The sequence below is a fragment of the uncultured Kocuria sp. genome (genome assembly GCF_947500125.1).
Lineage (GTDB): Bacteria > Actinomycetota > Actinomycetes > Actinomycetales > Micrococcaceae > Kocuria.
Genome location: NZ_CANMRA010000014.1, coordinates 1 through 22,431 on the forward strand (window position 1 = coordinate 1; position 22,431 = coordinate 22,431).

The 22,431-nt window shown below is 74.2% G+C and carries 18 protein-coding genes; 14 read left to right on the forward strand and 4 right to left on the reverse strand.

Features of this window, described 5'->3' with window-relative positions; genetic code table 11:
- The 4 genes from Q0817_RS10665 to Q0817_RS10680 all read left to right on the forward strand — a co-directional run.
- Positions 1–677, forward strand: a 677-nt coding sequence (locus tag Q0817_RS10665; RefSeq protein ID WP_298587002.1) for a hypothetical protein, incomplete at its 5' end; no start/stop codon positions are given.
- Positions 678–756: 79 nt separating this feature from the next.
- The gene (locus Q0817_RS10670) at positions 757–1,737 is read left to right on the forward strand and encodes a helix-turn-helix domain-containing protein (protein WP_298587005.1); all 981 of its coding nucleotides are present in this window, start codon (positions 757–759) and stop codon (positions 1,735–1,737) included.
- A gap of 133 nt (positions 1,738–1,870) precedes the next feature.
- The gene (locus Q0817_RS10675; RefSeq protein WP_298587008.1) at positions 1,871–2,533 is read left to right on the forward strand and encodes a TetR/AcrR family transcriptional regulator; all 663 of its coding nucleotides are present in this window, start codon (positions 1,871–1,873) and stop codon (positions 2,531–2,533) included.
- 239 nt (positions 2,534–2,772) lie between these two features.
- Positions 2,773–5,331: an MMPL family transporter gene (locus tag Q0817_RS10680; RefSeq protein ID WP_298587011.1), complete on the forward strand. Its 2,559-nt coding sequence runs from the start codon at positions 2,773–2,775 to the stop codon at positions 5,329–5,331.
- A 97-nt stretch (positions 5,332–5,428) separates the two neighbouring features.
- Here the strand turns inward: Q0817_RS10680 and Q0817_RS10685 are convergent, their stop codons facing one another.
- Positions 5,429–7,204 (reverse strand): N-acetylglutaminylglutamine amidotransferase, encoded by a 1,776-nt coding sequence (locus Q0817_RS10685; protein WP_298587014.1) that lies wholly within the window; start codon positions 7,202–7,204, stop codon positions 5,429–5,431.
- A gap of 114 nt (positions 7,205–7,318) precedes the next feature.
- Entirely contained in the window at positions 7,319–7,984 is a 666-nt protein-coding gene (locus Q0817_RS10690) for a TetR/AcrR family transcriptional regulator (RefSeq protein WP_298587017.1), read from the reverse strand.
- A 143-nt stretch (positions 7,985–8,127) separates the two neighbouring features.
- Between Q0817_RS10690 and Q0817_RS10695 the strand changes: the two genes are divergently transcribed.
- The 10 genes from Q0817_RS10695 (at position 8,128) to Q0817_RS10740 (ending at position 20,970) form a co-directional block, all read left to right on the forward strand.
- The gene (locus Q0817_RS10695; RefSeq protein ID WP_298587020.1) at positions 8,128–8,979 is read left to right on the forward strand and encodes an urea amidolyase associated protein UAAP1; all 852 of its coding nucleotides are present in this window, start codon (positions 8,128–8,130) and stop codon (positions 8,977–8,979) included.
- 67 nt (positions 8,980–9,046) lie between these two features.
- Positions 9,047–9,754, forward strand: a complete 708-nt coding sequence (locus Q0817_RS10700; RefSeq protein WP_298587023.1) for an urea amidolyase associated protein UAAP2 — start codon at positions 9,047–9,049, stop codon at positions 9,752–9,754.
- Positions 9,751–13,410, forward strand: a complete 3,660-nt coding sequence (gene uca / locus Q0817_RS10705) for an urea carboxylase (protein WP_298587026.1) — start codon at positions 9,751–9,753, stop codon at positions 13,408–13,410. Before Q0817_RS10700 ends, uca begins: the two co-directional genes overlap by 4 nt.
- 38 nt (positions 13,411–13,448) lie before the next feature.
- Positions 13,449–14,789 carry an allophanate hydrolase gene (atzF, locus tag Q0817_RS10710; protein WP_298587029.1) on the forward strand — a complete coding sequence of 447 codons (1,341 nt, stop codon included), beginning with the start codon at positions 13,449–13,451 and terminating at the stop codon, positions 14,787–14,789.
- Positions 14,779–15,330 carry a hypothetical protein gene (locus Q0817_RS10715; protein ID WP_298587032.1) on the forward strand — a complete coding sequence of 184 codons (552 nt, stop codon included), beginning with the start codon at positions 14,779–14,781 and terminating at the stop codon, positions 15,328–15,330. The genes atzF and Q0817_RS10715 overlap by 11 nt, the downstream gene beginning before the upstream one ends.
- Before the next feature lie 85 nt (positions 15,331–15,415).
- Entirely contained in the window at positions 15,416–16,669 is a 1,254-nt protein-coding gene (locus Q0817_RS10720) for a M20 family metallo-hydrolase (protein ID WP_298587035.1), read from the forward strand.
- Between the two features lie 66 nt (positions 16,670–16,735).
- Positions 16,736–17,461 carry a DUF5058 family protein gene (locus Q0817_RS10725; RefSeq protein ID WP_298587038.1) on the forward strand — a complete coding sequence of 242 codons (726 nt, stop codon included), beginning with the start codon at positions 16,736–16,738 and terminating at the stop codon, positions 17,459–17,461.
- Positions 17,462–17,487: 26 nt separating this feature from the next.
- Entirely contained in the window at positions 17,488–18,219 is a 732-nt protein-coding gene (locus Q0817_RS10730; RefSeq protein ID WP_298587041.1) for a hypothetical protein, read from the forward strand.
- A 70-nt stretch (positions 18,220–18,289) separates the two neighbouring features.
- Positions 18,290–19,516: an amidohydrolase gene (locus tag Q0817_RS10735; protein WP_298587044.1), complete on the forward strand. Its 1,227-nt coding sequence runs from the start codon at positions 18,290–18,292 to the stop codon at positions 19,514–19,516.
- Positions 19,513–20,970: an amidase gene (locus Q0817_RS10740; protein WP_298587047.1), complete on the forward strand. Its 1,458-nt coding sequence runs from the start codon at positions 19,513–19,515 to the stop codon at positions 20,968–20,970. Before Q0817_RS10735 ends, Q0817_RS10740 begins: the two co-directional genes overlap by 4 nt.
- 117 nt (positions 20,971–21,087) lie before the next feature.
- Here the strand turns inward: Q0817_RS10740 and Q0817_RS10745 are convergent, their stop codons facing one another.
- Together Q0817_RS10745 and Q0817_RS10750 are read right to left on the reverse strand one after the other, a co-directional pair.
- The gene (locus Q0817_RS10745) at positions 21,088–21,717 is read right to left on the reverse strand and encodes a methylated-DNA--[protein]-cysteine S-methyltransferase (protein WP_298587050.1); all 630 of its coding nucleotides are present in this window, start codon (positions 21,715–21,717) and stop codon (positions 21,088–21,090) included.
- Positions 21,714–22,334 (reverse strand): RNA polymerase sigma factor, encoded by a 621-nt coding sequence (locus Q0817_RS10750; protein ID WP_298587053.1) that lies wholly within the window; start codon positions 22,332–22,334, stop codon positions 21,714–21,716. The genes Q0817_RS10745 and Q0817_RS10750 overlap by 4 nt, the downstream gene beginning before the upstream one ends.
- Positions 22,335–22,431: the final 97 nt, after the last annotated feature.

A 22,431-nucleotide genomic window follows, 5' to 3' on the forward strand; every position in this document is an offset into this window, starting at 1 on the left:
GGGGACGTGCGGTGACCGCCCTGGAGCCGGCGGGCGAGGCGCTGGGGGCGTGCCGGGCGGTGCGCCGCCCGGCCGATCCCCTCAGGGCCCCGCGCCGGCGCGAGGGCCCGCCGGGATCGCGGCGCCGACCGTCCGATCCCCTCCGGGCCCCCGGACGGCCCGAGGGTCCGCCGGGATTGCGGCGCCGCCCGGCCGATGCCCTCCGGTTGCCTCGCCGACAGGCCCCTCCTCGCCTGCAGGTGCTCCGCAGGGCCGAACTCCTCCGGGTGCTGCTCGTGCTGGGCGTGGCCGCCTCCGTCGTCCTGCACGCGCGGATGGCCCTCGCCGGCGCCCACGGGCCCGGCTGGTCGGTGCTCATGGGCGTCATGGCGCTGCTGTGCCTGTCCTGCCTGGCCGGGCTCGTCCGGGCCGGCGACCCCACCGGCACGGTGCGGATGACCATGGGCATGGCCCTCGCGATGGCGCTCGGCCACGTGCTGCTCCTCCCGCTGCTGGCCGGAGGCTCCGGGGCGCACGGCGCCCACGTCCACCACGGGGGAGCCTCCGCGGCGGGCGCCGCCTCCGGGGCGGGCCACGGCGGCATGCTCCTCGTGGTGGGGGTCGAGCTCGTCGTGGCGGCCCTCGCCGTCGGGTGGACGCGACGACACAATCAGCGAATTACCTACCAACCGGTCTAATATGGCGATCCAGATGTGATGCCAGACACGGTGCGGGCCCCGGTGGTCCGCACCGTGCCGGACAGGGAGGGATCGTTCGATGGCGCCGATGTCGACCGGACCGGGACGGACCGCGGCGAGCCCTGAGCTCGTGGAGTCCATCCGGGACTGGTCGCGCCTGACCTCGCGCTCGTTCGTGCCCCTGAGCTGCACGACCACGGCCTCCCGGACCTTCCGGGCGGGACTCGTGGGCCGGGACGCGGGGAACCTGCACGTCTCGCACCTGCGGTTCTCGCCGCACGCGGTCGAGCGCGCTCCTGCCGGCCCGGCGGACACCGGCGGCGGGCGCTTCAAGGTGAACCTGCAGCTCGAGGGGCGCTGCGTCGTCGAGCAGGACGGCCGGCGCAGCGTGCTGAACCCCGGCGACCTCACCCTCTACGACACCTCCGCGCCCTACCGCCTGGAGTTCCCCGAGGAGTCCCGGCTGCTGGTGCTGATGTTCGACCACCGCGTCCTCGACCTCCCGCCGGCGGCCGTCGCACAGCTGCGGGCCTGCCGGCTCGGGCCCGAGGGTGCCGTCCACGACATGGTGGCGTCCTTCCTCGCGTCGATGGCCGACCACATGGACGCCCTCACCGGGATGAACGGCCAGCGGCTCGGCAACTCCGCCCTCGACCTGCTCACCACCTCCTTCAACCTCGAGCTCGACCACCAGGTGGCGGCCTCCTCCCATGAAAAGGACCGGCTGCGGGCCCGCGTGCACGACTACGTCGAGGCCCATCTCGCCCGGCCGGACCTCGACCCCACCATGATCGCCCGGGCGCACTACATCTCCGTGCGGCGGCTGCACCAGGTCTTCCAGGACGAGGGCACCACCGTCTCGACCTGGATCCGCACCCGCCGGCTCGAGCGGTGCCGGCGCGCGCTCGAGGACCCCATGAGCGCCGGGGTGCCCGTGGCGCGCATCGCCGCCCGGTGGGGGTTCCCCGACGCCGCCCACTTCTCCCGCGTGTTCAAGGCCGCCTACGGCGTCTCGCCGTCCGCCGCCCGCACCCGGGCCCTGGCCGGGCCGCCCGCCTGATCCCCGGGCCCCGGGTGATCCCGGCGGCTCGCCGGGCCCGACAAGGAGGACCGGCCGGCCTCCTCCTGAGGTGAGCCATTGCACTAGGTGCAACGTTGCACTGAGTGCATGGTTGACCGTAGTGTCGTCTCCCGTGACGAATCTGCCCGCCGAGCCGACCCAGGACCGCCCCCCGGAGGACCGGCGGGAAGCGGTGAAGTACCACAACCGCCGCGCCATCATCGACGCCGCCGCGGACCTGGCCGCGGAGCGGGGACTGGGCCGCTTCACCGTCAACGACCTCGCCGAGCGGGCCGGTGTCTCCCGGCGCACGATCTTCAACCACTTCGCCTCCGCGGACGACGCCGTCTACGCACGCTTCAGCGAGCTGCTGGGAGTGTTCGTCGACAACTTCGCGCGCGTCGTGGAGGCCACTCCGCCGCCCGTGAACCCGAGCCCCGGGGCCGTCCTCGAGCAGCTGGCCGACGTCATCGAGCGCACCGAGCTCGTCCCGGCCATGTGCCACATCGCCCACCTCATGGGCGCGAGCGAGGACAGCCCCATCACCGCGATGTGGGCGCACGAGGTGTTCCAGACCCTCACCGCCCGGCTGGCCGCCGAGATCACCGATCGGGTCCCCGGCGCGCCCTCCTTCACCGTGGACCTGCTCGCCAGCCTGCTGCTCCACGCCCTGGCCGTCACCTTCGAGCGGTGGGCCGAGGAGACCGGGGCGGTGGACACCCCCGACAGCCGCATGACGTGGCACCGGCTGCTGCGCACCGCCGTGGACCGCCTGCGCCACGGCTTCGCCGACTGACCCGCCCGTGCCGGCCCGGGCATCCGCGACGACGATCGAGGCCCGCACGGCTCCTGACCCGCATCGATCCTGACTCGCATCGATCTTGACTCGCACCGATCCTGATCCGCACCGATCCTGACCCGCGCCGCTGGGGCGACATCCCTGGCACCACGTTCCTGGCAGGACCGACAGAACTCGCTCCACAGCACAGGATCCACAGCACAGGATCCACAGCACACGACCGACAGAGAAGAGACATGGCACATCTGCTGTACCGACTCGGGCGCTTCGCCGCCCGCCGCGCCTGGGCCGTGGTCGCGGCCTGGACGGTGGTCCTGCTCCTCGCCGGCGGCGCCTTCGCCGCCTTCGGCGGGCAGCTGACCAACGCGATCACCGTCCCCGGCACCGAGACCCAGCGCCTCGCCGACCGCCTCCAGGCGGAGCTGCCCGACGCCGGCCACGGCACCGGCCGGATCGTGTTCCAGACGGAGGGCGGCGACCCGTTCAGCGCGGACCAGCGCGAGCAGATCGGCGAGGCGCTCGCCGCCGCGCAGGCGTCCCCGGGCGTCGACGGCGTCCTGGACCCGTTCGCCGCGCAGGACGAGCGCGAGGAGCAGGAGCAGCAGCTCGCGGACGGCCGCGAGCAGGCGGCCGCCGGCCGCGCGCAGCTCGACGCCGCCGAGGACACGCTCGACGAGAACCAGGAGAAGCTCGACGACGCCCGGGAGCAGGCCGAGCGGGCCGATGCCCCCGACCGGGTCCTGGACGAGCTCGACGACCGCCAGGAGGCCCTCGACGACGGCCGCGCGGAGCTCGAGCGCAACCGGGAGCAGCTCGCGGACGGTCTGCCCGAGCTCGACCGCGGCGAGCGGATGATGGCCCTGGCCGAGGAGACCCGCACGGTCTCCGCGGACGGGACCACCGCGATGGCCGTGGTGACCTTCACCGCCGAGCAGCAGGCGGTCACCGCCGAGGAGAAGGAGGCCCTGCAGGCCGCCGTGGACGGCACGGAGATCAAGGACGTGCAGGTCGACTACTCCCTGGAGATCGTCCAGGACATCTCCCAGCTCGTCGGCCCCGCCGAGGTGATCGGCGTGGTCATCGCCGGGATCGTGCTGCTGGTCATGCTCGGCACCCTCGTGGCCGCCGGCCTGCCCATCCTGATGGCGCTCACCGGCGTGTCCGTCGGCGCCCTGGGTGTGCTGTCCTTCTCCGGGGCCGTGGACATGATGTCGGTGACCCCGATGCTGGGCGTCATGCTCGGACTGGCCGTGGGCATCGACTACTCGCTGTTCATCCTCAACCGGCACCGCCAGCAGCTGCTGGCCGGCACGGAGCTGCACGAGTCCATCGGCCTCGCCACCGGGACCTCCGGCAACGCGGTGGTCTTCGCCGGCCTGACCGTCATCATCGCCCTGGCCGCGCTCAACGTCACCGGCATCCCGTTCCTGGGTGTCATGGGCACCGCGGCGGCGGTCTGCGTGGCCGTGGCCGTGCTGATCGCCGTGACCCTCACCCCGGCGCTGCTGTCCCTGGTGGGGGAGCGGCTGCTCTCCGCCCGCGCCCGGACCCGCGCGGACCGCCGGCCCGCCCACCTCGGAGAGCCCCGCCCCGGAGTGGCCACCCGCCACCCCGTGCTGACCCTCGTGGCCGGCGTGCTCGCGCTCGTCGTCGTCGCGCTCCCCGCGGCCTCGATGCGCCTGGGCCTGCCGGACGCCTCCTCCGAGCCCGAGGACTCCACCCAGTACCGCACCTACCAGGTCCTCGACGAGAAGTTCGGCGCCGGCGCCAACGGCCCGCTGCTCGTGGTCGCCGACCTGCCGGAGGGCACGGACGCGTCCGAGGCCGCCGAGCTGCAGCTCGCCGTGGGCGAGGAGCTCATGGCGAACGACGACGTCGTCTCCGTGGTCCCGGCGGGGCTCTCCGAGGACCGCCGGACCGCCGCGTTCCAGGTCGTGCCCGTGGACGGCCCGGCCGCCGAGTCCACCGAGGAGCTCGTCGACGACCTGCGCTCCCTGTCCCCCGCCCTGGAGGACGAGCTCGGGGTGGCCATCGGCGTCACCGGCCAGACCGGCGGCAACATCGACGTCTCCCAGCTGCTGGCCGACGCCCTGCCGCTGTACCTCACCGTGGTGATCGGGCTGTCCCTGCTGCTGCTGGTGCTCGTCTTCCGCTCGATCCTCGTGCCGGTCGTCGCGACCGCCGGGTTCATGCTCTCCCTCTTCGCGGCCTTCGGCGCCGTGGTGGCGATCTACCAGTGGGGCTGGCTGGGCGGCCTCCTCGGCGTGCACGCCCCCGGCCCGGTGCTCAGCTTCCTCCCCACCATCCTCGTGGGCGTGCTGTTCGGCCTGGCCATGGACTACCAGCTGTTCCTGGTCTCCGGGATGCGCGAGGCGTTCGTGCACGGCCGCTCGGCACGGGCCGCCGTGCAGGAGGGGCTCCGGGCCGGCCGGGCCGTGGTCACCGCCGCCGCGATCATCATGATCTCCGTGTTCGCCGGCTTCGTGTTCTCCCACATGGCGATGATCCGGCCCCTGGGCTTCGGGCTCGCCTTCGGCGTGCTCGTCGACGCCTTCGTGGTGCGCATGACGCTGATCCCCGCGGTCATGCACCTGCTCGGCGACAAGGCCTGGTGGCTGCCCCGCTGGCTCGACCGGATCCTGCCCGACGTGGACGTGGAGGGCGACTCCCTGCGCCGCGACCGCACCCCCGCCCCCGCGGATCCGGCCGCCGCGGCCGGTCCGAGCGGCTGGGGAGAGGCCGAACCGGGCTCGGACGCCGAGCGCGAGCTGGTCGGGGCGGCCCGGCGCGACTGACGCGGGTCCTCCCGGGAGGACCCGGCGGCAGCGGCGCGCCCCGCCACCCGCAGCGGGTGGCGGGGCGCGCCGTCGTCGTGGACCCCGGGCCGGGCCGTCAGGAGATGCCGTTCTCCTGCAGCCACATCTCCAGCAGGCCCAGCTGCCACAGCACGTTGGAACGCAGCGGCGTGTGGTGCTGGTTCGGGTCGGCCAGCAGGGACTCCACGACCTCCGAGTTGTACAGCCCGCGCCGCACCGCCGCCGGGTCGGTCAGGGCGGCCTCGACCCGGTCCAGGGTCCCGCCCTCGAGGGTGCGGATCGCCGGGACGGGGAAGTAGCCCTTCTTCCGGTCGATCACCTCGTCCGGGACGATGCCGCGCGCCGCGCGCTTGAGCACGCCCTTGCCGCCGTCGGCGAGCTTGAGCTCCGGGGGGATGCGCCCGGCGAACTCCACGAGCTCGTGGTCGAGGAACGGCACCCGCGCCTCGAGGCCCCAGGACATGGTCATGTTGTCGACGCGCTTCACGGGGTCGTCCACGAGCATCACCGTGGAGTCGGTGCGCAGGGCGGCGTCCACGGCCGTCTCCGCGCCGGGGCGGCCGAAGTGGCGTTCGATGAACGCCGTCGGCGCGTCATGGGTCGCCATCCACTCGGGGGAGAGGACCTTCGCGAGCCGGGACCACGGCCGGTCGAAGAACGACTCGGAGTAGGTCTTCCGGGCGTCGTCGCGCGCGACGTCGGCCAGCGGCGGGTACCAGTGGTAGCCGCCGAGCACCTCGTCGGCGCCCTGCCCGGACTGCACCACCTTGACGTGCTTCGAGACCTCCTCGCTGAGCAGGTAGAAGGCCACGCAGTCGTGGCTGATCATGGGCTCGCTCATCGCGGCGACGGTCCGGTCGATCGCCGGGACCAGGCGGGCGTCGTCGATCGCGATCTGGTGGTGGTCGGTGCCGAAGCGGCGCGCCACGAGGGACGAGAACTCGAACTCGTCCCCGGACTCCTCGCCCCGGGACTCGAAGCCGATGCTGAACGTCTGCAGGTCCTCCTGCCCGCTCTCCGCGAGCAGGGCGACGACGAGGCTCGAGTCGATGCCGCCGGACAGCAGCACGCCCACCGGCACGTCCGCCACCATGCGCCGCTTCACCGCGGTGCGCAGCTTCTCGACGAGCCCGTCCTGCTCGGACCAGCCCGAGCGGTCCTCGTCGCGGGTGAACTGGGGGTTCCAGTACTCGTGGTCCGAGGCCGAGCCGTCGGGCTCGACCGTGCGCACGGTCGCCGGCGGCAGCTTCCGCACGCCCTTGAGGATCGTGCGCGGGGCCGGGACCACCGAGTGGAAGGTGAGGTAGTAGGACAGGGCCGTGCGGTCGATCGAGGTGTCGACGTCCCCGGCCGCCAGCAGCGCCTGCACCGTGGACGCGAACCGCAGCCGCGGCCCCGTGTGGTCGACGTAGAGCGGCTTGATGCCCAGTCGGTCCCGGGCCAGGACCGTGCGCCCGCTCGTGTGCTCGGTGATCGCGAAGGCGAACATCCCGTGGAAGTGGTAGACGCACTCCCGGCCCCAGCGGTGGTAGGCCTTCAGGGCCACCTCGGTGTCCGAGGTGGAGAAGAACTCGTAGCCCATCCCGCGCAGCTCCTCGCGCAGCTGCCGGTAGTTGTAGATCATCCCGTTGAACACGATCGACAGCCCCAGCCGGGAGTCGACCATCGGCTGCCCGCCCGAGGGGCTCAGGTCGACGATCTTGAGCCGGCAGTGGCCCATGGCCACCGGCCCCTGGGCCCAGGCGCCCTGCCCGTCCGGGCCGCGGCCGGCCTGGGCGCACGTCATGCGGTGGATCGTGTCCGGGTCCGCGGCGGCGCCGTCGAACCGGACCTCACCGGCGATGCCGCACATCAGCGCTCACCTCCGCTCCGGGTCGCAGGGCTGGTCGGGACCGGAGTTCCGTGGCGCGAGAGCATCCCCCCATGCTACGGCTTCGGACCCGCACGGCCGGTCACGGAGGGGACGTCAGTCCGTGCGGTCGAGGCGCTCCAGCAGCTCCAGGGCCCGGCTCCGGGTCTGCTCCGTAACCCGCTCGGGCACTCCCGCCAGCCGCAGCGCCGCGTCCGCGATCCGGGCCGCCGCGTCCTCGGGCAGCCGGGGGTCCGTCCGCTGCCGCTGGAGGATGACGTTCTCCACGAGGCCCATGACCACGGCGGCGTCGAAGGGCGCGGAGGGGTGCCCGATCGTGCGCTCCAGCAGCGTCCCGTAGATCCGCTCGAGCGCGTCCCGGTTCTCGTGGAACTCCTCGAACCCCTCGCCCCGCAGCTCGGGGGAGAAGTAGAGGGCCCCGAGGTTCTGGGGATCCTCCAGGAGCAGGCGGGTGTCCGCGAAGCACAGGGCCCAGAGCGTCACGTGCCCGGGGGCGTCCGCCGTGAGCAGCCGCTCGGCGAGCCGGCGGGAGGGCAGCACGGTGCCGAGCACGAGGCGCAGCAGGACGTCCTCCTTGGAGCGGAACCAGTGGTAGACGCTCGCCTGCTGCAGGCCGGCCGCCTCGGCGACCGCCCGGGTGCTCGTGCGGCCGAAGCCGTGGCGGACGAAGAGGTCTCCGGCGGCGTGGAGGATGTCCTGCTCGGCGCCGCGCCCGGTGGGGGAGGTGGTGCTCTTGCGCGGGCGTCCTCGGCTCTTCGTCACGGCACCGAACCTACCAATCCCGGGGAGCGCGGCGGCGGGTGCGGAGTTACACAGCCGAAACGGGCGCCGAACCGGGGGGAAATCCGGGGCTGGTTCCATATCTGTCAATCGACAGAAAATCCTCTCGTCAGAAGGAGCCGGCCATGACCGACACCCAGACCACGTCCTCGACGGGGACCACGGCCGGAGCCCGGGCCCACGCCCGCGCCCAGGAGGGCACCGCGGTCGAGTGCCGCCCCACCGTCCCGTCCACCACCTGCACCGAGGCCCCGGCCCGGGTGGCCCCGCAGGACCTCGTGTGGGCCGAGCGCGTGGCCGGCGGCAACTACACGCACAAGGTCCTGGACCGCGGGACCGCCGTGCGGCTCACCGACGTGGTGGGCGACGCCTGCGCCTCGGTCCTGCTCTACAACGCCTTCGAGCCCTTCGAGCGGCTCAACGTGGCCGACACCGTGAAGATCCAGTGGCAGGTCTACTCCGGCGCGGGCCAGGTCCTGCTCTCCGACCAGGGCCGCGCGATGGCCACGGTGGTCGAGGACAGCTCGGGCCGCCACGACGCCCTCTACGGCGCCAGCTCCCGCGCCCGCAACGAGGAGCGCTACGGGGACGGCCAGCCGCACGGCCCCAGCCCCGCCGGCCGCGAGCTGCTGGTCCTCGCGGGCGCCAAGCACGGGCTCTCCCGGCGGGACGTCCCGCCCTGCGTCTCCTTCTTCCAGGGCGTCGAGATCGCCCCCTCCGGGCACCCGGTGTTCACGGGCTCCGCCGGGGCGGGCGCGTCCCTGACCCTCGTCACCGAGATGCCGTGCGTGCTGCTGGTCGCCAACGCCGCCCACCCGCTGGACCCGCGCGAGGAGTACGTGAGCACCCCGCTCGACGTCGTCGCCTGGCGGGCCAGGGCCACCTCGCCCGAGGCCCCCGCCTGGAACTCGGCCCCCGAGCGCCGCCGCGCCTACCAGAACACCGCCGAGTACCTCCGCGCCCGCGGCCTGGCCTGAGCCCCGGGTGCAGAGAACAGCGACGAGAACAGCGATGCGAACTGCGACGAGAACGAGGAACCCCGCCATGACTGCCCCCACCACCTCCGCCCGCACCACGGCCCCGGCCGCCGGGACCCTCACGTCCCGGTTCGGCCCCGAGCTCCGCCGCGAGACCGTGGCACCCCTCGCCCCCTGGTCCGCCGTCCTGACGGCCGGCCAGGTGCTGACCATCGTGGACGTGGACGGCAACCAGGCCGTCGACTTCCTGGTCTACGACGCCGTGGACACCGCCCGGGCCTACAGCGCGCAGGCCACCCTGCAGGGCCAGGACAGCGTCTACCTGACCGCCGGGTCGGTGCTGCGCAGCAACGAGCACGACCCGCTGCTGACCGTCGTCGGCACGGACGTGGAGCGCCACGACACCCTCGGCGGTGCCTGCTCCAAGGAGTCCAACACCCTGCGCTACGGCCACCACACCTGGTCCCAGCACGGGTGCGCCGACAACTTCCTCACCGAGCTCTCGAAGTACGGCCTGGGCAAGCGGGACCAGGTCTCCAACGTCAACTGGTTCATGAACGTCCCGGTGGACCCCGACGGCGCGCTCGGCATCGTGGACGGCATCTCCGCGCCGGGGCTGTCGGTGAGCCTGCGGGCGGAGCGCGACGTGCTCGTCGTCGTCTCCAACTGCCCGCAGATCAACAACCCGTGCAACGGCTTCGACCCGTCCCGCGCCGAGATGATCGTCTCCGCCGGCACGGCCGTCGCCACGGCCGGGCAGGAGGCCCGGGCATGAGCGCCTTCGACACCGTCCTCGTGGCCAACCGCGGCGAGATCGCCGTCCGGATCATCCGCTCCGTCCAGGCCCTCGGGCTGCGGGCCGTGGCCGTGTACTCGGACGCCGACCGCGGCTCCCTGCACGTCGCCGCCGCCGACGAGGCCGTCCACCTCGGGGCCTCGCCCGCCGCCGAGAGCTATCTGGACATCGGGAGGATCATCGCCGCGGCCCGGCGCACCGGGGCCGGGGCGATCCACCCCGGCTACGGCTTCCTCTCCGAGAACACCGGGTTCGCCGAGGCGTGCGAGGCGGCCGGGATCGCCTTCGTCGGCCCCACCGGTGACCAGCTGCGGATCTTCGGGTCCAAGCACACCGCGCGCGACGCCGCCGTGGCCGCCGAGGTGCCCCTGCTCGCCGGCACCGGGCTGCTCGACTCGCTCGAGGACGCCCTGGACCGCGCCGAGGAGATCGGCTGGCCCGTGATGCTCAAGGCCACCGCCGGCGGCGGCGGGATCGGCATGCAGGAGTGCCGCGGGCCCGAGGACCTGCGCGGGGCGTGGGAGAGCGTCCGGCGCGTGGCCGGGGCGAACTTCTCCTCCGCCGGGGTCTTCCTGGAACGGCTCGTGGACCGGGCCCGGCACGTGGAGGTGCAGGTCTTCGGCGACGGCCACGGGGACGTCCTCGTGGTCGGGGACCGCGACTGCACCCTCCAGCGCCGCCACCAGAAGGTGGTCGAGGAGGCCCCCGCCCCCGATCTGCCCGGTCCCGTGCGGGCCACGATCCACGACGCCGCCCGGCGGCTGTGCGCGTCCGTCGCCTACCGCTCCGCCGGGACGGTCGAGTTCATCTACGACCCCGTGCGCCAGGAGGCCGCCTTCCTGGAGGTCAACACCCGCCTGCAGGTCGAGCACCCCGTCACCGAGGCCGTCTACGGCGTGGACCTCGTGGCGTGGATGCTCCGCCTGGCCGGCGGCGAGCGCACCATGATGGGCACCGAGCTCACCGCCCGCGGCGCCGCCGTGGAGGCCCGGGTGTACGCGGAGAACACCGACCTGGACAACCTGCCCAGCGCGGGCACCGTCACCGGCCTCGTGGTCCCGGAGGACATCCGGGTGGACTCCTGGATCGAGGTCGGCACCGAGGTCAGCGCCTTCTACGACCCCCTGCTGAGCAAGTTCGTCGCCCACGGCGAGGACCGGGAGCAGGCGTGGGAGCACCTCGCCGCGGCCCTCGAGCAGGCCCGCGTCCACGGGGTGGCCACCAACCTGGGCGTGCTGCGGGCGATCCCGCAGCTGCCCGCGGTGCGGGACGTGCAGCACTCCACCGCCACGCTGGAGGGCGTGCGCAGCACCCAGCCCCGCCTCGAGGTGCTGAGGTCCGGGCTGCTCACCACCGTCCAGGACCGTCCCGGCCGGATCGGGTACTGGCCCGTGGGCATCCCGCCCTCGGGCCCCATGGACGAGCTGTCCTTCCGGCTGGGCAACGACGCACTGGGCAACCCCGAGCGCGCCGCCGGTCTCGAGGTGACGGCGGCCGGGCCGACCCTGCGCTTCCACACGCCCGTCCGGGTCATGGTGACCGGCGCCCCCGTCGAGGTCCTGGTCAACCGGGAGCCCGCGGCGCAGTGGACTGTGCTCGAGCTGGCCGCGGGGGACGTCCTGGCGATCGGCCGCGCCGAGCAGGGCATGCGCGCCTACCTCCTCGTGGAGGGCGGCCTGGACGTCCCGCTGGTGCTGGGCTCCGCCGCGACCTTCGTGCAGGGCGAGATCGGCGGCGCCGCCGGCCGCGCCCTGGCCCCCGGCGACGTCCTCGGGATCAACACCCCGTCCGTGGCGCACGAGGTCGCCGACGTCCCGCTGGCCGAGCGCCCGCAGGTGGGCGCCTACTGGGAGGTCGGCGTCCTGGAGGGCCCCCACGCGGCCCCCGAGTTCTTCACCGTGGCCGACATGGAGGAGTTCTACACCGCGGACTGGGAGGTCCACTTCAACTCCGACCGCACCGGCGTGCGCCTGGTGGGCCCCAAGCCCCGGTGGGCCCGCCGCGACGGCGGCGAGGCCGGCCTGCACCCCTCCAACATCCACGACACCCCGTACGCCGTGGGCGCGGTGGACTACACCGGAGACATGCCCATCCTGCTGGGTCCCGACGGTCCCAGCCTGGGCGGGTTCACGTGCCCGGCCACGGTGGCCGAGGGCCAGAAGTGGAAGCTGGGCCAGCTGCGCGCCGGGGACCGGGTGCGCTTCGTGCCCATCACCCAGGCCCAGGCCGCGGAGCTGCGCCGCGATCCGCGGGCCCGGGTGGTCCCGGGCCGGGACGCCGTGGTGGACGGCGGCGTGGTCACCGCCGTGCCCGCGACCGAGGACCGTCCCTCCCTGACCGTGCGGCGCAGCGGCGACTCCAACGTGCTCGTCGAGTACGGCGAGATGACCCTGGACATCGCCTCCCGGATGCGGATCGAGGCGCTGCGCCGGGCCCTCCAGCAGCAGGTCGACGACGGGGCGCTGACCGGCGTGCTCGAGCTGACCCCGGGCATCCGGTCCCTGCAGGTCCACCTCGACCCGGACCGGCTCGGCCTGGACGAGGTGCTCGAGCGCGTGCTGGTCCTCGACGCCGGGCTGCCGCCGACGCACGACCTGCGGCTGCCCAGCCGCACCGTGCACCTGCCGATGTCCTGGGACGACCCCGCCACCCGGGAGGCCATCCGCCGCTACGAGAAGGGCGTGCGCGACGACGCCCCGTGGTGCCCCTGGAACATCGAGTTCATCCGCCGGATCAACGGCCTGGACTCGGTCGAGGACGTCCGCTCGGTGCTCTTCGACGCCGAGTACCTGGTCCTGGGCCTGGGCGACGTCTACCTGGGCGCGCCGGTGGCCACCCCGGTGGACCCCCGGCACCGGCTGGTCACCACGAAGTACAACCCGGCCCGGACCTGGACCCCGCAGAACGCCGTGGGCATCGGCGGAGCGTACCTGTGCGTCTACGGCATGGAGGGCCCCGGCGGCTACCAGTTCGTGGGCCGGACCACCCAGGTGTGGTCCACGCACCGGCAGCGCGGCCCCTACGAGGAGGGCACCCCGTGGCTGCTCCGGTTCTTCGACCGGATCAAGTGGTTCCCCGTCTCCTCCGAGGAGCTGGCGGAGATGCGCGCGGACATGGCCGTGGGCCGGCTCCCCCTGCGGATCGAGGAGGGCGAGTTCTCCATGGCCGAGTACGAGGCCTTCCTCGCCGAGCACCGGGAGGGCATCGACGCCTTCGAGGCCCGCCGGACGGCGGCCTTCGACGACGAGCGCCAGGCGTGGGAGGAGGCCGGCGCGTTCGAGCGGGTGGCCGCCCTCGCAGAGGTCACCCCGCAGGAGGCCGCCGCCGTGGAGATCCCCGACGGGTGCGAGGGCGTCGAGGCGCAGTTCGCCGCCAACGTCTTCCGCGTGGACGTCCGGGCGGGCGAGACGGTGCGGGAGGGGCAGATCCTGATGGCGGTCGAGGCCATGAAGATGGAGGCCCCCGTGACGGCCCCCGCGGACGGCGTGGTGCACAGCGTCGTCGTCGAGCCCGGGGCGCACGTGGGCCCGGGCGCCGTCCTGGCCGTGGTCCGCACGGCCGTCCCGGCAGCGGCCGGCCCTGCCCCGGCCGGCTCTGCCCCAACAGGTCCTGCACCGGCCGCCGAGACGGTCTGAGCAGCGGCCCCCACCCCACCAGCACGAGGAGAGCACGCATGACGACGACAGCAGAGACCGCAGCGCCCCCGGCCGGTTCCCCGACCGCGGCCGAGCGCGCCGCCCACGAGCTCGTGGCGCGGCGCTACCGCCTGATCGAGGAGGCGGACCGGCCGGAGGTGTGGATCGGCCTGCGCCCGCAGCGGGACGTGGCCGAGGACGTCGCCCGGGCGCTGGCCGCCCGGGCCGCCGGCGAGCACCTGCCGCTGGCCGGGACCCTCTTCGCGGTGAAGAACAACATCGACGTGGCCGGCCTGCCGACCACGGCGGCGTGCCCGGCCTTCGGCTACGAGCCGGAGCGCGACGCCGTCGTCGTCCGCCGGCTGAAGGAGGCGGGCGCGGTGGTGCTGGGCAGCACCAACCTCGACCAGTTCGCCACCGGGCTGGTCGGCACCCGCAGCCCGTACGGCGCGGTCCGGCACGCGGAGGACCCCGCCCGGATCTCCGGCGGGTCCTCCAGCGGCTCCGGGGTGGCCGTGGCCCTCGGCTTCGCGGACTTCGCCCTGGGCACCGACACCGCCGGCTCCGGGCGGGTGCCCGCCGCCCTGCACGGGCTGTACGGGGTCAAGCCCACCAAGGGTCTCGTGCCCTCCACCGGGGTCGTGCCCGCCTGCCGCAGCCAGGACGTGGTGACCACGATGGCCCGGGAGCTCCGCCTCGCCCGCCTCGCCGCGGACGTCATGGCCGGGGTCGACGACGGCGACGCCCGCTCCCGCCCTCCCGCCGCGCCACGGCCCTCCCGGCTGGACCGCGTCGTCGGCCGCGCCGTGCCCGAGCAGCTCGGCGAGCTCGCCCCAGGCTGGGCCGAGGCCTACACCGCCGCCGTCCGGCAGCTCGAGGAGCGGGGCTTCCGGGCCGTGCCGGTGGACATCGAGCCGTTCCTCTCGGCCGCGACCCTGCTCTACGACGGCGCGTTCGTCGCCGAGCGCTGGACGGCCGTGGGTGCGTTCGTCGACGCCCACCCGCAGGACGTGGACCCCACGGTCGGGCGCATCGTCCGCGCCGCGGAGGAGATCCCCGCCCACCGGGTCTTCGCCGACCAGGAGTTCCTCGACGGCTGCGCCCGCCTGGCCCGGCAGGTGTTCGGCGCCCTCGACGCCCTCGTGCTGCCCACCACCACGTCCCACCCGACCCTCGCGGAGGTCGCGGCCGATCCCGTGGGCGCCAACAGCCGCATGGGCCGCTTCACCAACTTCGTGAACCTGCTCGACCTCTCCGCGCTCGCCGTCCCGGCGGGCCGGGTGGACGGGCTGCCCTTCGGCGTGCAGCTCGTGGGGGACACCTTCCAGGACGACCGGCTCGTGGACGTGGCCCGGGAGGGTGGCTTCGATGGCCGCTGACCCCCGCTCCCCGACCCCGGTTTCCGCTGTGTCCCCGGCTTCCGCCGTGTCCTCGGGCTCCGGCGTGTCCTCGGGCTCCGCGCCCGGCGCCCCCGAGGTCCTGCTCGTGGTCGCGGGGGCGCACCTGCGCGGGCAGCCGCTGAACCCGCAGCTGCTCGCGCTGGGCGCCCGCTTCGCGGAGGCCACCAGCACGGCCGCCGCGTACCGGATGGTCGCCCTGGACACCGTGCCCGCCAAGCCGGGCGTGGTGCGCGTGCCGGAACGCGGGGCGGCCCTGGCCGTGGAGGTCTGGGCGCTGGGCGCCGCCGCGTTCGGCACGTTCGTCGCCGGGCTGCCCGCGCCCATGGCCATCGGCAGGGTCGAGCTCGCCGACGGCCGGGAGCTGCCCGGGTTCCTGGTGGAGCCCTTCGCGCTCGAGGGCGCCGAGGACATCACGGTCCACGGCGGCTGGGCCGCCTACCGGGAGGCCGCGGCCCGCCCGGCGCAGGAGGACGTGCCCTGGTCGGACGGCTCCGGAGTGGGTAACGTGCGGCATACCTGACCGGGCCGTCCGGAGCTCCCCGGTCCCGATCCCCGATCGGGCGAGCTGCACGAAGCCCGCCCGCTCCGCAGGAAGGATGTGCTCGATGCCGTTCGATCTGGAGGAGACGACCCAGCGGGTCGAGGAGCAGGTCGGTCAGCTGTCCCGGCTGCGCCGCGACGACCGCCGGGGGTGGACGCGCCAGGTCTTCAGCGACCCCTACCGGGAGTCCCGCGAGTGGGTCGCCGCACGGATGCGGGAGGCCGGTCTCGAGGTGCGGCGGGACGCCGCCGGGAACCTGGTCGGCCGGCTCGCCGGTGCCCGGCCCTCCGCGCCCGCGCTGATGACCGGGTCCCACACGGACACCGTCGACGGCGGCGGACGCTTCGACGGCGTCGTCGGCGTGCTGGCCGCGATCGAGGTCGCCCGGAGCATCCGGGCCTCGGGCTCCCCGCTGTCCCGGGACCTCCTGGTCGTCGACTTCCTCGGCGAGGAGCCCAACGACTTCGGCCTCAGCTGCCTGGGCAGCCGGTCCCTGGCCCGGGAGCTGACGGCCGCCGACCTCGCCCGCCGGGACGAGGACGGGCGGACCCTGGCCACGGCCTACGAGGACTTCGGCCTCGACCCGTCCGCCGTGCTGCGACCGTCCCGTCCCGGCCCGGGGCCCCTGCACGCCTTCGTGGAGCTGCACATCGAGCAGGGGCCGGCGCTGGAGCGGGGCGGCGAACAGATCGGCGTCGTGACCTCCGTCTGCGGCATCGAACGCTTCGTGGCCCACTTCGCCGGCCGGGACGACCACGCCGGCACCCGGCTCGTGGAGGACCGGCAGGACGCCATGGTCGCGGCCGCCGAGGCCGTCCTGGCCGTGCGCCACGAGGGCTGCGGGGCGCCCGGCAACGGAGTCGCGACCGCCACGCACGTCAGCAACCGCTCGCCGTCCCCCAACGTGGTCCCCAGCGCGGTCGACCTGCGGGGCGAGCTGCGCAGCATCGACCGGACGTGGCTGTCCGGGGCCCGCCGGAGGCTGGGAGAGACCGTGCTCGCCGCGGCCCGCGGCTACGGCGTCGACGTCGAGTTCGACTGGACCACGGACAACGAGGTCGTCGACGCCCATCCGCGCGCCCACGACGTCGTCGCCGCGACGGCGGACCGGCTCGGGTACTCCTGGCGGCCGATCCCCAGCGGCGCCACGCACGACGCCGTGCACATGGCGGCCCTGGCGCCGATGGCGATGATCTTCGTGCCCTCCCGCGACGGCCGCAGCCACTGCCCCGAGGAGTGGACCGAGCCCCTCGAGATCGGCCGCGGCGTCCACGTCCTCGGCGAGACCCTCCGGGCCCTCGACACCGCGCCGCTGTGACCTCCGGCCGCCGGGACGTCCGGACGGCCACGACCCGAGCACGACACCCTCGAACGGAGGCTCCGCATGAACACGCTGTCCGACTACGTCAACATGCCCTTCCTGTGGTTCTGCGCCCTGGCGGTCTTCGCCGTGATCATCCTGCAGACCGTCATCTACGTGCGCGCCGCCCGGCTCGTGGGCCCCGACGTGGGGTTCACCCGCCAGGACCTGCGCCAGTCCTTCCGCTCGGGCGGCGTCGCCGCGATCGGCCCCTCCCTCGCCGTGGTCGTCGTCGCGGTCGCCCTGCTCCCGCTGTTCGGGGCCCCGGCCGTGCTGGTGCGCATCGGACTGGTCGGCTCGGCCGCGACCGAGACCTCCTCGGCCAACCTCGCCGCCGGGACCCTGGACGCCGAACTGGGCGGGGCGGGCTGGACGCCGGACGTCTTCACTGTGGCCTTCCTGGCCATGAGCCTCTCCGGCGGTCTGTGGATGCTGGCGACGCTGATCCTGACGCCCCTGCTCAAGAGAGGGGACGTCAAGCTGCGGTCCGTGAACCCCGCGCTGATGGCCATCGTCCCCTCGGCCGCCCTGCTGGCCGCCTTCGCCTCCCTGGGCATCGCCGAGCTGCCCAAGAGCTCCGTGCACATCCTGACGGTCGTGGTCTCCGCCATCGTGATGGCGGTGTGCCTGCTGCTCGCGCGGGCCCTCGGCGCGCCGTGGCTGCGGGAGTGGGGGCTCGGTTTCTCGATCATCATCGGCCTCGTCGTCGCCTACTTCGCCCACGGCGCCGGCATGGGCGCCACGGCCTGACCCCCCGAGAACCCGAAGGAGTCGTCATGGCCTCACCGACCGACACGTCAGCCACCGCCTACGCCGTCTACGACCGCACCACGTCCCGCTGGGGACGGCTCACCATGCTCCTGGGCCTGCTGTTCTCCTACGCCGGCCCGGTGTACCTGGTGCTCTTCTCCGGACTGGAGATCCCCCTGTCCGACATGCTGACCGCCTTCCTGGCGGTCGCGGCGGTCTTCGCGATCCTCGCCGTCGTCGAGCCCATCACCTACTACCCCGTGCTGGGACCGGCCGCGATGTACCAGGCCTTCATGATCGGGAACATCGCGAACAAGCTGCTGCCCTCCGCGATCGTGGCCCAGGCCGCCATCGGCGCCAAGCCCGGGACCCGGCGGGCGGAGCTGGCGGCCGTCATGGCCATCTGCGGCGCGGCCGTGGTGCACATCTTCTCCCTGCTGCTCTTCGTCGGGATCCTCGGCACCTGGCTGGTGAGCGTGGTGCCGGAGCCCGTCGTCGAGGTGGCGCGGCTCTACATCTTCCCGGCCATCATCGGCGCGGTGATCGTGCAGCTCGCCGCCTACGTGAAGCAGCCGCGGATCCTCCTCATCGCCCTGGCCGTGGGAGCGGTCGTCCAGCTGCTGCTGGTGCCCGTCCTGGGCACCACGTTCCGGAACTTCGCCACGGCGGTGGTGGTCCTGGCCACCATGGTCCTGGCGTGGGTGCTCCGCGACCGGAAGGCCGAGCACGCCGCGCCCGGGGACGAGAGCCTGCCGTGACCGCACGGGCCGCCTTCCCCGAGATCCCTGCCCCGCACCCCGCTCCGCACTCAGCCCATGAGAGGACGTCATGACCACGACCCTGCCCGAGATCCCCGCCGAGCTGCGCGAGGACCTGCACTCCCTGTACCGCCACCTGCACGGGGCCCCCGAGCTGTCCATGCAGGAGCACGCGACCGCCGAGCTGATCCGCGCCAGGATGGAAGCCCTGGGCTGCGAGACGTTCGTCTGCGGCGGCACCGGGGTGGTGGCCGTGATGCGCAACGGCGAGGGCCCGGTGGTCGGCTTCCGCGCGGACACCGACGCCCTGCCCGTGGCGGAGGACACCGGCCTCGACTACGCCTCGACCGCCCGGGGGGTGCTGCCCGACGGCACCGAGGTGCCCGTCATGCACGCGTGCGGCCACGACACCCACATCACCAGCGCCATCGGGGCGGCCACCCTGCTGGCCGGCGACCGCGAGGCGTGGGCCGGGACCGTCGTCTTCCTGTTCCAGCCGGGCGAGGAGACCGCCGAGGGGGCCCTGGCCATGCTGCGGGACGGGCTCTGGGACCGGGCGCCCCGGCCCGAGATCGTCTACGGCCAGCACGTCTGGCCCGGGCGAGCCGGACAGGTCGAGATCACCAGCGGTCCGGCGATGGCCATGGCCGACGGCTGGAAGGTCACGGTCCGCGGCCGCGGCGGCCACGGCTCCCGCCCCGAGGACACGATCGATCCGGTGGTGCTCGCCGCCCACATGGTGGTGCGGATCCAGAGCATCGTCTCCCGGGAGATCCCCGCCCAGCAGGCGGCGGTGATCACCATCGCCAGCTTCCACGCGGGGCTCAAGGAGAACATCATCCCGGCGGTCGCAGAGTTCACCGTCAACGTCCGCAACCTGGACACCGACGTCCGCGAGCAGGTGCTGGCCGCGCTCCGCCGGGTCATCGGGGCGGAGGCCCTGGCCTCGGGCGCGCCGGAGCCCCGGATCGACGAGATCTACACCTTCCCCCTGCTCGTCAACGACCCGGCCGAGACGGAGGCCCTGCGGGGCGTGCTCGGCGCCGCCCTCGGCGAGGAGAACGTGCTCGACCGGCCCGCCCAGATGGGCAGCGAGGACTTCGGGCACCTGCCCGACGCCATCGGGGTGCCGGGCGTGTACTGGTTCTTCGGCGGCATGTCCGACGAGGCGGTCGACGGCGAGGCCCCGGTGCCGACCAACCACTCGCCCTTCTTCGCCCCGGTCCTGGAGCCCACGCTGAGCACCGGGGTGACGGCCGCGGTCAGCGCGATCCTCTCCCGCGTGGGGAACCGGTGACGGCGGCTCCGGCGGGCGCCGACCTGCTCGAGCTCTCCGCCCGGGACCTCGCGGCGGCCGTGCGCACCCGCACGGTCTCCGCACGGGAGGTGCTCGACGCCCACTTCGCCCGGATCGACGCCGTGAACCCCGCCGTGAACGCCGTGGTCACGCAGGTCCGCGAGCGGGCGTACGAGGCCGCCGCCCGCGCCGACGAGCTCACCGCCGGCACGCCCGCCGACGAGCTGCCGCCGCTGCACGGGGTGCCGATGACGCACAAGGACACCCACGCCACCGCCGGGATCCGCACGACCTCCGGCTCCCCGGTGTTCGCGGAGCACGTCCCCGAGCACGACGACCTGGTCGTCGCGCGGTTCACGGCGGCCGGGGTGATCAGCACCGGGAAGAACAACGTGCCCGAGTTCGCCGCGGGCTCCCACAGCTTCAACGAGCTCTTCGGCACCACGCACAACCCCTGGGCGCTGGACCGCAGCGCAGGCGGGTCCAGCGGTGGGGCCGCCGCGGCGATCGCGTCCCGGATCCAGCCCCTGGGGGACGGCTCCGACATGGGCGGGTCCCTGCGCAACCCTGCGGCGTTCTGCAACATCGCCGGCTTCCGGCCCTCCGCCGGGGTCGTGCCCTCGGCCCCCACCGGCAACGCCTGGGCGTGGCTGGGCCGCTCCGGTCCGCTCGCCCGCAGCGTGGACGACCTCGCCCTCGCCATGTCCGTGCTGGCCGGCCCCGACCCGCGGATCCCGCTGGACTGCCCGGCGCCGCGGTCGGGGTTCCGGGCGCTCGCGGCCGAGGACCCGCCCGATCCCGGCTCCCGCCCCCTCGCCGGCGTCCGGATCGGGCTGAGCACGGACTTCGGCCTCGGCGTCCCGGTGGAGCCGGAGGTCGCCGAGCTCCTGAGGACTCAGGCACAGGTCTTCGAGGAGCTCGGGGCCGTGGTCGAGGAGGCCGTCCCGGACCTGCGCGACGCCGACGAGGTGTTCGACGTGACGCGGGCCTTCGACATGGCCGTGAACCTGCGCACGGTGGTCGCCGAGCACCGGGAGCTCGTGAAGCCGGAGATCGTGTGGAACGTCGAGAAGGGGCTGGCGCTGACCGCCGAGCAGCTCATGGACGCCGCCCTGGCGCGCACCCGCCTGTACGAGGCGGTCCGGGTGTTCTTCGACCGGTGGGACGTGCTGCTGACGCCCACGTCCCAGGTGCTGCCGTTCCCGTCCGAGGAGCGCTGGCCGCACTCGGTCGCCGGTATGCCGATGCAGACATATGTCGAGTGGATGCGCTCGGCGAGCCTCATCTCGGCCACCGGGTGCCCGGCCGTCTCCGTGCCGGGCGGCTTCAGCCCCGGCGGCCTGCCCGTGGGGCTGCAGCTCGTCGCCGCGCACGGGCACGACGTCGGGCTGCTGCGGACCGCCCGCGCCTACGACCACGCCACCCGGCACGCGGACGTCGCGCCGCGCCTGTGAGGCGCGGCGCGGAGCCGGCACGTCGGGTCATGGCATCGAGGCGTGATGCTCCGGACGAGGGGCAGATGGCAGAGCTCCGGGCGGGGAGGCCCGGTCGCGCCGCGCGGCCCGGCGTGCTCAGGCCGCCGCCTCCAGCTCCAGCAGCGCGGTCTTGGCCTCCAGTCCGCCGACGTACCCGCCCAGGCCGCCGTCGCCGCGCAGCACCCGGTGGCACGGGACGACCACCGGCAGCGGGTTCGTGGCACAGGCCGTGCCCACCGCCCGCACGGCCTGCGGACGCCCGACCGACCGGGCCACCGCGCCGTAGCTCTGCGTGCTGCCGTAGTCGATCCCGGGCAGGTGCTCCTGGACCTGGCGCCGGAACCCGTGCGAGAGCGAGCGGTCCAGGGGGAGGTCGAAGCGCCTGCGGGTCCCGGCGAAGTACTCCTCGAGCTGCCGCACGGCCGGCGCCAGACGGGCCGGGGCACGCAGCACCCGTGGGCTGATCCGGCGGGCCAGGTCGGCCAGGACCGCCTCGTGGTCCTCGCGGGCGTAGGCCACCCGGACCAGGCCCTGCTCCGTGGCGGCCAGCAGCAGCACTCCCACCGGGGTGCCGACCGTCGTGTACGCGACGTCGAGGAGACCGGTCCCGGCCGCCTCGTCCTCCAGGCGCCGGTGCAGGCCCCGCAGTACGGTCTCCGGCACGGGGTCGGCGCGGAGGCTCCGCAGCGGGGAGTGCAGGGGTGAGCTGAGGGAGTTGGTGGTCATCGGTCCTCTCCTGTCCGGTCCGGCTCCGTGAGGGTCCCTGCGGCGGTCTCTGTGGCGGTCTCTGTGGCGGTCGCCGTGGCGGTCGCCGTGGCGGTCGCCGCGCGGGTCGCCGGGAGGGTCTCGGCGCGGTCCGTGGGCATGGTCGTGGTGAGGGTCCTGCGGAGGGACGCCACGCCGTCGGAGGCGGCCCGGCGGGCGGCCTCCGGGGTGCCGCCCAGCAGCTCGGCGATCTGCCGGTAGGGCAGGCCGCCGAGATAGCGATAGGCCACGGCGTGGCGCTGCCGGGGCGGCAGGGCGGCCACCGCCGCCCACAGCGGGGAGTCGTGCTCGTGCGGCGTGTCCCGGTGCGCGGGCGGTTCCGGGGGCGAGGCCACGGGCACCGCGCTCCGGGACCGTGCCCGGACGACGTCGACCGCCTTGCGGTGGGCGATCGTCACGAGCCACGCCTGGACGTTGGCCGTGACCGGCAGGTCCGGGTACGCCCGCAGGGCGGCCAGGAACGTCTCCGACCACGCGTCCTCGGCGTCCGCGGAGGTGCGCAGCACGGCCCGGCAGACCCGCCACACCACGGGGCCGTGGCGGGTCACCAGCGTCTCGAATGGCTCTTTCGTCTCCATCACCATCGTCTCCATCACCCGGTAGACGGAGGGGCCGGCGGAAACGTGAGGTCGGTGCGGGGACATCTCCTCCATCCTGACGCACCCACCCCCACCC